The following is a 13248-nucleotide window of genomic DNA, read 5'->3' on the forward strand; positions in this document are numbered from 1 at the left end:
GCCGTCAGCCATCAGTTTTTGTAGGCGTGAAATTTATTTCGCGCGAAGTGCCGGCTGTTCGGCGATGCAGCGGCGCGCCATGCAAGCATGGCGCCTACAAGAAACGATTATTGGTCTGTTCTGCTAACGATTTCGTAGCCTTCAGCTTCATAATCATTGATGCATTTTTGAAATTTATTTTGAAGTTTTATTTCATCGAAATAGCCAAGTGAGTATACATCACACTTTACTTTCATATGTTCACTGTTTTCCAAAACCGCATTAAGTTTAAGCTCAGCAAAACCAAATTTATAGGCTAATTCTGTGAACTGTGAATACAGAACCAAAAGCAGTACAGCAAGAAGGGTAAGCGTTAGTGTATTTTTCATTTTTATTTCCTTTAAAAGTGTTGGTAAAAAGTCTGGAGCAATTATCGAACCAACAATATAACTTCATATAAATCAATACAATGAGAGATAAAAGCAAAAGCATAGTTGATATTTTCACCAATAAATAGTGAAAAAGACAACTTTTCCCTAAAATAAACACAATATGGTGATAATGCTTGTTTTAAAGTACTAGAAATGAGCTTCGAGGTGTGTGAAAGATAGGCGAGAAGCGAGATAGGAGGTGCTTTAGCGCCGAACAAAAGCCTCCTGATTCTCTGCTTAATGTAATCCCACGGTTTTCTTGTAAACGTGAAATTTATTTCGTGCGAGGGTTCTAACTTTCCCCTTGCTAACTCCCCTCACCCATGCGTAAAACAAAACACATTAAGTTTGTTACCGTCTAGGTCTCTAAAGTATCCCGCATAAAAGCCCGGCATTTCACGTGGGCCGGGAGCGCCTTCGTCAGTGCCACCTAGTTCTATGGCTTTTTTATAAAAGGCATCTACTTGGGCTGGAGTTTCGACTGCCAGAGCGATCATAGTACCGTTACCAACTGTGGCTTTTTCATCATTATGGGGTTTAGTAACCGCAAAACCGGGCTTATCTTGACCTGTACTCCATGCGACAAAGCGATCAGTTTCTAAAAAGCGCTCGGCGTTTAGAGTGGCGAACAATTCATCGTAATACTTTACTGCTTTAGCTAGGTTGTTAGTGCCTAACATGATGTAACCTATCATTGTGTGCTCCTTACATTTAAAAGTGTCTTTACTCAACATAAAAGGGAAATGACCATCTGTCTATTGATTTCTTCATTCATCGCAATGGACTATATTTCTGATGGTTGTTACTTTATAACAGGTCAACACGCCCTAATCTCTGCTCACTAACAAGGAAATAAAATGAAGTTTAAAACATCTTTAGCACTGCTTGCAGCAGCTAGCTTTTACAGCCACGCAGAAGCTAGCAATACCTTTGACCTCGAAAATGTTTTTGATCTTGAATACGCCAACCAAATAGAAATGACAAAAAATGGCGATACAATTTACTTTGTGCGTAATCGCATGGATATCAAAAGCGACCGTAAAGTCAGCAATATTTGGTCAGTAAACCCAGATGGTAAAACCATGCTACCGCTAACGTCTGGCGTGCATATGGATTACTCTCCGGTGCTGTCACCGGATGAAACTCGCTTAGCGTTTATTTCTACCCGTGATGGTAGCAGCCAAATCTATGTAAAATGGTTAAAAACCGGTAACGTAGCGAAAATTAGTAACCTAACGCAAAGCCCTGGTGGATTAACTTGGACACCAGATGGCAAGCAATTGGTGTTTAGCCAGTTTGTACCAGCAAAATCAGCAAGCCCTGTGTCATTACCGGGTAAGCCTGAGGGCGCTAAGTGGGCAGAGCCAGCTAAATATATTGACGATACCTATTACCGTGCCGATGGCGGTGGCTACTCTGAAAAAGGCTATCGTCACTTTTTTATCATCAGTGCAACTGGCGGCAATGCACGTCAATTAAGCTCAGGTGATTTTGATCACGGCGGAGCAATCAGCTTTAACGAGCAAGGCGATGCGTTCTATTTTTCGGCTAATCGTTATGAAAACAACGAACTACACCCAACTGAATCTGAAATCTATAAACTTAGTTTAGCGGATCGTTCAATTACCCAAATAACAAACCGTAAAGGCCCAGATTCACGCCCTAAAGTCTCACCAAATGGTCGTTACCTTGCATACACAGGCTATGACGACAAAAAGACTAACTATGAAAATAACGACATTTATTTACTTGATTTAAATTCAGGTAAAACCTCAGTGCTCACTGCTGATTTAGACCGTAGCGTCGAAAGCATAAAATGGGATGATAGTGGCAGAGGTCTTTATTTTAGCTACGATAGCGAAGGTAAAACACACCTAGCTTACCAACCTCGTAGTGGTAAACATAAAGTGATTACCTCAGAGATTGGTAGTGTCGCCTTTGGCCGTCCGTATTCGGGTGGTGACTTTGACGTGAGCGAAGATGGTGAAGTTGCATTCACACTTGCAGATACCCAACGCCCAGCTGATGTAGCACTAATTAAGCGCGGTAAAACAGCGCGTTTAACGCAATTAAACGAAGATGCGTTGGGCGACAAAGAACTCGCTAAGGTTGAAGAAATTTGGGTTAAGTCAAGCCACGATGGCTTGGCTATTCAAGGTTGGGTTGCTTACCCACCAGGTTTTGATAAAAGCAAAAAGTACCCACTTATTTTAGAAATCCACGGTGGTCCTGTTGCAAACTATGGCCCTCATTTTAGCCCTGAAGTGCAATTATATGCAGCCAAAGGTAACGTTGTGCTTTATATGAACCCACGCGGCAGTGATTCATACGGTAAAGAATTTGCGCAAACAATTCATCATAACTACCCAAGTAATGACTTTGATGACTTGATGACAGGTGTTGATGCTGTCATCAATAAGGGCTTTATTGATGAGAGCAAATTGTTTGTTACCGGCGGTTCAGGCGGAGGTGTTTTAACAGCATGGATTGTGGGCCATACAGACCGCTTTGCAGCAGCGGTAGTTGCTAAACCTGTCATCAATTGGATCAGTTTTGTACTAACTGCTGACTTCTACCCTTTCTTTGCTGATTATTGGTTCCCTGGTAAGCCATGGGACAACATTGAGCATTACATGAAGCGCTCACCAATAAGCTATGTTGGCAATGTTAAAACACCAACCATGCTGTTAACCGGTGAATCAGACTATCGCACCCCAATTTCTGAAACCGAACAATTTTACCAAGCCTTAAAGCTACAAGGTGTTGATACAGCGATGGTGCGTATTCCTAATGCCTCACATGGTATTACCGCTCGCCCATCAAACCTGATGACTAAAGTAGCCTATATTCAATGGTGGTTTGATAAAAACAGTGGAAATAATTAACGACATCGAGCGAAGCGAGAACATTTCGTTTGCACAAGGTGAACGAATTTCGTGACGCAGTTTCGTTTAACTTATCTCAAATTGCATTAAGCGCGGCTTTATGCCGCGCCATACACAAAACATAAAATAGTTTCACACTTACCTGTAGCAGCGGCTTTATGACACGTCATTTAATAAAACTATAACGCGAGGTAAACCCGCTGCTACTTTCTCCTTTCTAACTTTTGAATTTCAATCTGATAGCTGACGGCTGACAGCTTTCTTTTCTCTGTAAACCCCCTTTACACTTAAAATGTGATTAACTCCTTACATACTTTTCTCAAATATCGGACATTACCCAAAAAGCAGTTAGTAAAAAATCGGTTTATAGCCAAAATCAGTAACTTGAGTTAGTAAAAAATCGGTTTGTGCCGCTAAAAACCTAGCTTCAGTTAGTAAAATTTTGGTTTGTAAGGGTATGGAGTTGGTAAAAAATCGGTTTATGGCTTGGGTGAGTTAATAAAAAATCGGTTTATAAATCGCTAGATTCTACAAAACAACATTAAATTGCCGTTTATATTACCCATTTTTAACCATTCTAGAGGCTGTACTCAGGCAATAAGCCCTAAATTAAAGCTCATAAGACGGAGCTAGTTAAATCCTGATCTAAAATTATGAGGCTGGTAAATGCGTGATCTGTATTTTTATAAAGCTAGTAAATGGCTGATCCAAGACTTGGTTAAAGAGTGATCCGAACCTACGAGATGAGAGTCTGAAAGCTGATAGCTACAAATGAAAAAGGGCCCGAAGGCCCCTAACAACATTATTGAATAGCTATAAAGGAAATTACAACTTGGTTAGAACTGGTTCATGGTATTTGCTTCACCACCGGCTTTAAGCGCATTTTCACCAGAGAAGTACTCTTTATGAGTATCACCAATGTTAGAACCTGCTAGGTCTTGGTGTTTCACTGATGCTTGCTCACGGCGGATTTCTTGACGTTGTACGTCACGAACATACGCTAGCATCCCTAGGTCGCCGAAATAGCCTTCTGATAGAATATCAGTGCTTAGCGCCGCTGTATGGTATGTTGGTAGCGTGATTAGGTGATGGAAGATACCCGCTTCACGTGCACCATCTTTTTGGAAGTTTTGCACAAGTACGTCTGCTGCCGCTGCAAGCTCTGTGTCATCCATTTCTGGTGCCATTAATGCCTTATTATCATCGATGCTTGGGTAAGCAGATAAGTCTTTACCTTGCGCTTGCCACTCAGCATATACTTGCTCACGGAATTTAAGTGTCCAGTTGAACGACGGTGAGTTGTTGTATACCAGCTTAGCATTTGGTACTTGCTCTTTAACGCGGTTAACAAGCTCAGCGATTTGTTTAACGTTAGGCTTTTCTGTTTCAATCCACAGTAAGTCTGCGCCTGATTGTAAGCTAGTTACACAGTCTAGAACTACGCGGTCTTTCTCTGTGCCTTCACGGAACTGGTATAAACCATTATCTAAACGTGTTGGTTTGCAAAGTTGACCATTAAGCTTCATTGCTGTGTCGCCTTCGTTTAAGTCATCCACACTGTTTACTGGTGTTGTTTCAAGGAACGACGTGTATTGGCTAGCAAGGTCGCCAGGTGTTTTAGATACAGGCACTTTTTGAGTAAGGCTTGCACCTAGTGAGTCTGTACGAGCAACGATGATACCGTTATCAATACCAAGCTCTAAGAATGCGTAACGAACTGCGTTAATTTTTGCTAAGAAATCTTCATGCGGTACTGTTACTTTACCTGCTTGGTGACCACATTGTTTTGCGTCAGATACTTGGTTCTCGATTTGGATAGCACATGCACCTGCTTCAATCATCTTTTTAGCCAGTAGGTAAGTTGCTTCTTCGTTACCGAAACCCGCATCGATATCAGCAATAATTGGCACAACATGGCTTTCGAAGTTATCGATTTTATTTAGCACAGCTTGAACGTCACCGCCGTTTGTTTTCGCTTCGTCTAGGTCTTTATAAAGGTGGTCAAGTTCACGTGCATCAGCTTGCTTTAAGAAGGTGTAGATTTCTTCGATTAGCGCTGGAACAGATGTTTTTTCATGCATACTTTGGTCAGGTAATGGACCGAACTCAGAGCGAAGTGCCGCAACCATCCAGCCACTTAGGTAAACGTAGCTGCGTTTAGTTGTTTTGTTATGACGTTTAATTGCCATCATCATTTGTTGTGCAGTGAAACCATGCCAACAACCTAATGATTGTGTGTATTGGCTGTGGTCAGCATCGTATGCAGCCATGTCTGCACGCATAATGTCTGCAGTGTATTGTGCGATGTCTAGACCCGTACGAAAACGGTTTTGTAAGCGCATACGGCTTGCGTATTCTGGGTTGATTGACTGCCACGTTTTGCCTTGTGTTTGACATAAAGTAGCTAGGTTATCTGTTTCGCGTTGATATGTTGTCATAATAAAATCCTTCGAACGGGTTATCTATTTTTGTTAGTGAGAGTGGCTACTTGGCGTTTGCTTCGTAGCGCTTAATTCAACATTAGGCGGATTTTAAGGATTTAGTAAATTTATAGTTGTTATTGCCACTATATATCTAGTGAATGACAAATAGCCTGCTTATTAGCCTTTTTTACGATATGGTTTAGCCATGAATGATCAATTTAAGCTCGTTTAAAGGACATTATTATGACCACTCTCTCACTTAACGGTTTAAGCGTTGATCAACAACTAGCACAGTTTGTTGAGCAGCAACTTTTACCAGGAACAGGCATTAGCACAGACACCTTTTGGCAAGGTTTTGCTGAAATCGTCAATGAATTAACGCCAATCAATCGTGCGCTTTTAGAAAAACGCGAACAACTGCAAGCTAAGATTGATGACTATCACAAGCAGCAACCGGTATGGGATGCAGCTAACTATCAAGCATTCCTTGAGGACATTGGCTACCTAGTTCCCGAGCCAGCTAGCTTCAGCATAGAAACAGAACAGGTCGAGCCTGAAATCGCTAGCACTGCGGGGCCGCAGCTTGTTGTGCCTGTGAGCAACGCACGCTTTGCCTTAAACGCAGCGAATGCCCGCTGGGGCTCTTTGTATGATGCACTGTATGGCACTGATGTATTAAGTGAAGATGACGGCGCAGAGAAAGGCTCTACATACAACCCTGTACGTGGCTTTAAAGTAATGGCTTATGCCCGCCAGTTCCTTGATAAAGCATTACCTTTAGCAAATGGCTCGCATATCGAAAGTACTAGCTATTCAGTGGTTAACAATGAACTTTTAATAACATTACGTGACAGCAGCCAGGTTCGCCTAGCAAACCCTGATCAACTTATCGGTTACCAAGGTGAAGCGCAAAACCCAACCGCTATCTTACTGAAAAATAATGGCTTACATATTGAACTGCAAATCGACCATCATCACCCAATAGGTCAAGCTGATAAAGCAGGCCTTAAAGATGTACTACTAGAAGCAGCCCTCACAACGATTATGGATTGTGAAGATTCAGTTGCCGCTGTCGATGCCGAAGACAAAGTAAACGTATATCAAAACTGGCTTGGTTTAATGCAAGGTAACCTAGTAGAAGCATTTAACAAAGGCGGTAAAACCATTGAGCGTCGTTTAGCACAAGACCGCCAATATCAAGGTGTGAATGGTGAAACACTTACGCTAAAAGGCCGTAGCATGATGTTTGTGCGTAACGTTGGCCACTTAATGACAAACCCTGCAATCCAAGATAGTGAAGGCAATGACGTGTTTGAAGGCATTATGGATGCCATTATCACCAGCACAGCAGCTCTTCATGACTTAAAAGGTACAAATAGCCTAAAAAATTCAACGGCCAATAGCATTAATATTGTTAAGCCAAAAATGCACGGTCCAGAAGAAGTGGCATTCACTAATACATTATTTACCCGCGTTGAGCAGCTATTAGGCTTGCCAGCAAACACCATTAAAATGGGTATTATGGATGAAGAACGCCGCACTTCAGCTAACTTAAAAGCCTGTATTTTCGAAGCTAAAAAACGTGTTGTGTTCATTAATACTGGCTTCTTAGACCGTACCGGTGACGAAATTCATACTTCGATGCAAGCTGGTGTTGTACTGCCAAAAGGCGCTATCAAACTTGAGCCTTGGATCAGCGCATATGAAGATCGCAATGTTGATATTGGGCTTGCTACAGGACTAAGTGGTAAAGCACAGATTGGTAAAGGTATGTGGCCAATGCCAGATAAGATGGCATTAATGATGGAACAAAAAAGTGGTCACCCGAAAAGTGGTGCAAATACCGCATGGGTGCCCTCTCCGACAGCTGCAACCCTACATGCAATGCATTATCACGATATAGATGTGTTTGCCTGTCAAAAATCGCTTATGGACCGCAAAGAAGCAAGCCTTACCAGCTTACTCACTCCACCGCTTATGAAAGATGCAAGCAGCTTAAGCAAAGAAGATATTCAAGCCGAACTTGATAACAATGCACAGGGTATTCTAGGTTATGTTGTACGTTGGATTGACCAAGGTATTGGCTGCTCTAAAGTACCAGACATCAATCATGTTGGTTTAATGGAAGACCGTGCCACACTGCGGATTTCAAGCCAACACATGGCTAATTGGTTGTATCATGGCGTTTGCTCTGAAGAGCAAATTAGAAAAACTATGGCGCGTATGGCAAAAGTTGTTGATGGTCAAAATGAAGGTGATCCAGCCTACAAGAATATGGCAGATTCTGCCGAAACGTTAGCGCAAAGTGTGGCTTATCAAGCAGCGCTAGCCCTTGTACTAGAGGGAGTTAAACAACCTAGTGGCTATACTGAACCATTATTACATGCGTTCCGTATAAAGTATAAGTCGTTAAATTAGCCACTACACAACTCCCCTTCGAGTTTCATGTGTCGTTCCTAGCAGCCTAAGGGCTGCTTTTTTTTGACTAATATCAATTGATACCAATCCGCAATAATACTTAATTATTTTGAGGGATTAAACCTGTCGCTACCTGCGTTAAAAATTTCTGATTTAGAACAACTAAATAACGAAATTTTTGCCTTGTTATCAACGAGGTTTTATTGCCTAAAAAATAGACCATTAAAATAAGCGTATTGGTATAAACTCATAACGACAGTGAATACTCATCATTCATAGCATAATAAAAATCTATTAAAAAAGGGGGATTTGTTATCAAATCCCCCTTTTTTACATGCTAATTTCTTAAAAATTAGTTTTTGACAATCGCATTGTGATAAACGTTTTGAACGTCATCACAGTCATCAAGCATAGAAATAAACTTTTCAAAGTTTGCGATATCATCTGGATCAGTGATGTCAGTATGAACTTGTGGAACAAACGTAATCTCGTCTACTTCAAAGTTAATACCTTCAAATGCTTCTTCCAGTGCTGTTTTTGCTTTGTAGTACTCTGTATGAGGAGCGAATACTGATACTTTGCCGTCTTCTACTTCTACATCTGTTACGTCTACATCCGCCATCATCAGCGCTTCTAGCACGACTTCGTCGTCATCACCTTCAAAGCCTAAAACAGCTAAGTGATCGAACATATGGGCTACACAACCAGGTGTGCCAATTTTTGAATCTGTTTTTGTGAACGGTAAACGTACATCTTTGATAGTACGGTTAGGGTTATCAGTTAAACAGTCAACAATAACCATACAATTACCAGGACCGTAACCTTCATAACGTGCTGGTGAATAGTCTTCCCCTGCCCCACCGGCTGCTTTTTTGATCGCGTTATCGATTACATGTGCTGGAACTTGGTCTTTCTTGGCACGCTCAATAATACGCTTTAGCGCTTGGTTAACTTCTGGATCTGGTTCGCCATTTTTAGCAACTACGTAGATTTCTTTTCCGTATTTAGAATTTACTTTTGTTTTTGCATTGGCTGTTTTAGCCATGGCGTTTTTGCGGACTTCAAATGCTCTGCCCATCTTATGCCTCTATGAATACATTTGATAATTGCCGATATTTTAGCAACTCATGACCGCTTGGGCTAGTACTAGGACATTTTGAAAAATAAAAAACTAACAATTAATCTCGGGAAAAATAAAAAACAAGGCTATTTAACATAACACCTTATTTTCTTGGAATGAGTCAACCAAAATAGGTAGTTCTGAAAAGTGATGCATTACATAATCAGCTTGATTTGCGTATTCGGGAATTTCGTCTGGTGCATATAAACAAGCTCGCATATTAGCATTATGGGCTGCTTGTATATCAAATAAATAATCACCAACATAGAGTAACTCTGACTGGTCAAGTTCCCATAATGTAGCAATGGCATTTAAAGCACTTGGGTCAGGCTTAGCTGGCGCATCAGAACGAGTTAACACTGTTTCTATAGGTAAGGGGTTATTCTTTAATTTAATGGCAGCAGCCCGATCGTAATTACGGGTAACAATAGCCATTGGGATATTATTTTCTTTTAGCCTAGTAATAGCTTCAGCAACACCAGGCAATAAATGAGCGTGCTGAGCATCAATAAGTTCATGTTGATGGACAATATTCATTGCTTCTTCACGCATGTAAGGCGAAGGTAATGATGCAATATAAGCGAGTAAGTCATTCTCGATAGGACAACCTACCTGTGCTTTAATTAACGAAAAATCTAACTCCGATGAAACCAAAGTACCATCTAAATCAAAAATTACGCCACGGATTTTATTGTCATGGATAGTCATATAAATCCCTGTATATGAGAATTGGGAAAATTTTGAAGCCCACTAATAAGATAGTTTACGAAAGAAGTTAATTAAAGGATCAAAGGATTAAAAAAGTAACTTTTTTAATCCTTTAGGATTGCTATTACTCTGGATTTACCGATTCAAACCTTGCTTCAAGCCAGGTATCATCTTGGCTAAAGGTCAGTGTTTTTACCTTACCTTTACCTTCAATATTAACCATATTCACTTGTGCCGGCCAAAGATCGCGAAGTGCACCGTTGCTCATGCGTATGCCATGAATCCCTTCTGGTATCGTGACTTCTTGATAAACCCAAAAGAATTTACCATCAACTTGCGCACCTACATCTTTTAGCTCAAGTGGCTTGCCATCTAAAGTTTGCAGAGCAATATGTGACTCAACGTAGTCAGCAAAACGCTTCTGATCTTCTTTATTAGATAGGATATCAGCATTGCCATCAAATAAATGTTCAACGGCGTGCTCTGTATCGTGTAAATAAAAACGATGCATCAGCTCTATGTTGTTAGTGCGTTTATTAAATAGCACAGTTGTCACAGACGCTTTTAACTGGTGCGCCATGCTTGGCGCACTCAGTATTAAAGCAAGAATAATGGCCGCGAAGCGCATTATTGTTGCTCCTGGGCATCTTTTTCGTCGTCCTTTTTCAGCTCAGTTTTAATATCTTGCATGATATCGCGGCTAACTTTCGCTTTACTCTTTTCACGTTTGTACACTTCAATGCGTGATGGAATAATACGACGCGGGTAGTTATTGTTTTCTACATCAACGTCCGCTGTTTCCCAGCGCGGATCGACTGTAACAGACACTAGGTTTTTACCTTTATCGGTTACAATTAGCTTTTGTACATGCTTGTGGTTACGACGCCAGATTTCAGCCGGAATGTACTTTTCTTCTTTAGTACCATCTTCATAAGTAAGCTCTAATAAGATAGGCATTACTAAGCCACCTAAGTTTGAGAACTCAAGTACGTAGTAGTTTTTATCTTCTTTGATTGCACGCTCAAACGTTTTACGTTCCCAAGGCTCTAAACCTTTAAGGAATTTGTTATAAGCGTTACGCTCTTTGTTAGTTACTGTGAAGCGGTCGTTTTCGTCGTAGAAGTCAGTCACATCAGGATTTTCTTCAACCCATAGTTTTTTACCTTCTTCTTTATTACGTTTTACGAATAACGGCATTGGCTTGTCTGCTTCGATATCACGTAAACGATTAAAGTCGATATCAGGGTTTTTCGTATCTAAACGCAGTTGGTAAACCTTGTCTAGCGAGATATCAACGTGATCTGTGGTGTAGAACCAACCACGCCAGAACCAATCTAGGTCAACACCTGACGCTTCTTCCATTGTACGGAAGAAATCAGCAGGAGTAGGGCGCTTGTACTTCCAACGCTGTGCATATTCTTTAAATGCAAAGTCAAATAGCTCTCGACCAAGGATCACTTCACGTAAAATGTTAAGTGCGGCAGCAGGCTTAGTGTAGGCATTAGGACCTAAACGTAATACGCTGTCAGACTGGGTCATAACTGGTACTTGGTTTTCAGACTTCATGTATGCAACAACATCGCGAGGCTCAACACCCCAAGGAATTGTGTGGTCCCACTCACGACCAGCAACACCATCTAAGAAACTGTTAAGACCTTCATCCATCCACGTCCACTGACGTTCGTCTGAGTTAACTACCATTGGGAAGTAGATGTGACCTACTTCGTGGATAACAACGCCGATTAAGAAACGCTTTTCTGCTTGTGAGTAAGTACGAGTACCGTCGTCTTGTAAATCAGTTCGCGGACCATTGAAGGTGATCATAGGATATTCCATACCACCTACAGGGCCATTGACTGACTGAGCCACTGGATAAGGGTAGTGAAACGAGAAGCGCGAATACACTTCCATTGTATGAACTACAGCTTCAGTAGAGTACTTCTTCCAAAGGTCGCCACCTTCTTTCGGGTAGAAAGACATCGCCATAACTAATGGCTGATCTTTACCACCTTGATGATAGCCTTTGGCATCCCACATAAATTTACGCGAAGACGCCCACGCAAAGTCACGTACGTTCTCAGCTTTAAAATGCCATGTTTTAGTTTTATCGGTGCCTTCTTTCTCGTTTTCTAACGCTTCTTCTTCAGTCACGATGAAAACAGGGCGCTTAGCATCTTCAGCTTGCTCAAGGCGCTTACGCTGCGTGCTAGTTAGAACACGGCTTGGGTTATCAAGTTTACCAGTTGCAGATACAATGTGATCAGCAGGAACGGTTAACTCAACGTCATAGTTACCAAATTCAAGAGTAAACTCACCACTACCTAAGAAGGCTTTATTCGTCCATGCTTCATAATCAGTGTAAGCAGCAAGACGAGGGAACCATTGCGCTAATAAAAAGATATCATTGCCATCTTCTTCAAAATGTTCATAACCCGAACGTGCACCAACGGCATCTTCTTCAACAATGTTAAAGGCGAAGTCCATGCTGAACTCAACGTCTTTACCCGGTTTAAGCGGTTCGTTTAAGTCGATACGCATTAATGTATCTACTACAGTAACTTTAAGCTCTTTTCCGTCTTCGTCTTTAACATTGGCGATTTGATAACCCAGCTCGTTGTCGGCCATAAATTGCTGACGACGTAGCTGTCCTAAACTCAATTTAGTTGATTTTGGCTGAGGGTCACCTTGCAATGTTTTACCATTAAAAGTTGATGTCATTTCAGCAATTGAGTCAGATTTAAAGATATTTTGGTCTAGTTGTAACCAAAGATACTTTAAAGTGTGCGGCGAGTTATTTTTATACTCGATAGTTTGGCTTGCTGTTAAGCGGCGTTTCTTTTCATCAAGCTTTGCATCAATTTCGTAGTTTACTTGCTGTTGCCAGTAATGCTCAGCAGGTTCACCTGCTGCACTACGGTAAACGTTTGGAGTTGGAAGTGCTTCATCTAGCTGACGGAACTTGTCAACGAATGAGCCTTTAGTTTGCTCAACAGATGACGCCATGACAGCTGAAGATACTGCTAAAGGCAATACCAAAGCACTCAACTTGAGAACTGCTTTTTTCATTGTTAATCCTGTAATTAATTTGCAAGCATACCATCGCAAACTGCTAACAAAGTTGCAATAAAATAACGATAAAGCGCGGTATTTTTCGGGTAGTATTCGATGTTTTACTGAGGTCCTATTTTTCACAAAAAAAATAGCTTCGATTAACTTCCTGTAAACCCCCTTTACAAAACACTGGTTAATTTTAGTTCAGCACTAATTCATCCCAAAGTATTACA

General features: G+C 41.2%; 9 protein-coding genes. 2 read left to right on the forward strand and 7 right to left on the reverse strand.

Features of this window, described 5'->3' with window-relative positions; all coding sequences use genetic code 11:
- Positions 1-107: 107 nt before the first annotated feature.
- Both J3455_RS00290 and J3455_RS00295 read right to left on the reverse strand, forming a co-directional pair.
- The gene (locus J3455_RS00290) at positions 108-368 is read right to left on the reverse strand and encodes a hypothetical protein (protein ID WP_130053001.1); all 261 of its coding nucleotides are present in this window, start codon (positions 366-368) and stop codon (positions 108-110) included.
- 359 nt (positions 369-727) lie between these two features.
- Positions 728-1105: a VOC family protein gene (locus J3455_RS00295; RefSeq protein WP_130053002.1), complete on the reverse strand. Its 378-nt coding sequence runs from the start codon at positions 1103-1105 to the stop codon at positions 728-730.
- A 162-nt stretch (positions 1106-1267) separates the two neighbouring features.
- On the opposite strand from J3455_RS00295, the gene J3455_RS00300 reads away from it, so the two are divergent.
- A complete protein-coding gene (locus tag J3455_RS00300) occupies positions 1268-3295 on the forward strand; it encodes a S9 family peptidase (protein ID WP_130053003.1) in 2028 nt (675 codons plus the stop codon).
- An 836-nt stretch (positions 3296-4131) separates the two neighbouring features.
- Here the strand turns inward: J3455_RS00300 and J3455_RS00305 are convergent.
- Complete coding sequence (locus J3455_RS00305) at positions 4132-5733, reverse strand: isocitrate lyase (RefSeq protein WP_349560726.1); 1602 nt, start codon at positions 5731-5733, stop codon at positions 4132-4134.
- 228 nt (positions 5734-5961) lie between these two features.
- On the opposite strand from J3455_RS00305, the gene J3455_RS00310 reads away from it, so the two are divergent.
- On the forward strand, positions 5962-8136 hold the full coding sequence (locus J3455_RS00310) for a malate synthase G (RefSeq protein WP_502935082.1): 2175 nt from the start codon (positions 5962-5964) through the stop codon (positions 8134-8136).
- A gap of 352 nt (positions 8137-8488) precedes the next feature.
- Here J3455_RS00310 and J3455_RS00315 read toward each other — a convergent pair whose 3' ends face one another.
- The 4 genes from J3455_RS00315 to J3455_RS00330 form a co-directional block, all read right to left on the reverse strand.
- Entirely contained in the window at positions 8489-9214 is a 726-nt protein-coding gene (locus J3455_RS00315) for a YebC/PmpR family DNA-binding transcriptional regulator (RefSeq protein ID WP_054553380.1), read from the reverse strand.
- 132 nt (positions 9215-9346) lie between these two features.
- Positions 9347-9964, reverse strand: coding sequence for an HAD family hydrolase (locus tag J3455_RS00320; RefSeq protein WP_130053006.1), 618 nt, complete (start codon positions 9962-9964; stop codon positions 9347-9349).
- A gap of 124 nt (positions 9965-10088) precedes the next feature.
- Complete coding sequence (locus J3455_RS00325) at positions 10089-10592, reverse strand: DUF6702 family protein (RefSeq protein ID WP_349560727.1); 504 nt, start codon at positions 10590-10592, stop codon at positions 10089-10091.
- Positions 10592-13030: a M1 family metallopeptidase gene (locus J3455_RS00330; RefSeq protein ID WP_349560728.1), complete on the reverse strand. Its 2439-nt coding sequence runs from the start codon at positions 13028-13030 to the stop codon at positions 10592-10594. Before J3455_RS00330 ends, J3455_RS00325 begins: the two co-directional genes overlap by 1 nt.
- Positions 13031-13248 lie beyond the last annotated feature (218 nt).

This window comes from Pseudoalteromonas sp. NFXS39 (assembly GCF_040148775.1).
GTDB classification, from domain to species: domain Bacteria; phylum Pseudomonadota; class Gammaproteobacteria; order Enterobacterales; family Alteromonadaceae; genus Pseudoalteromonas; species Pseudoalteromonas apostichopi.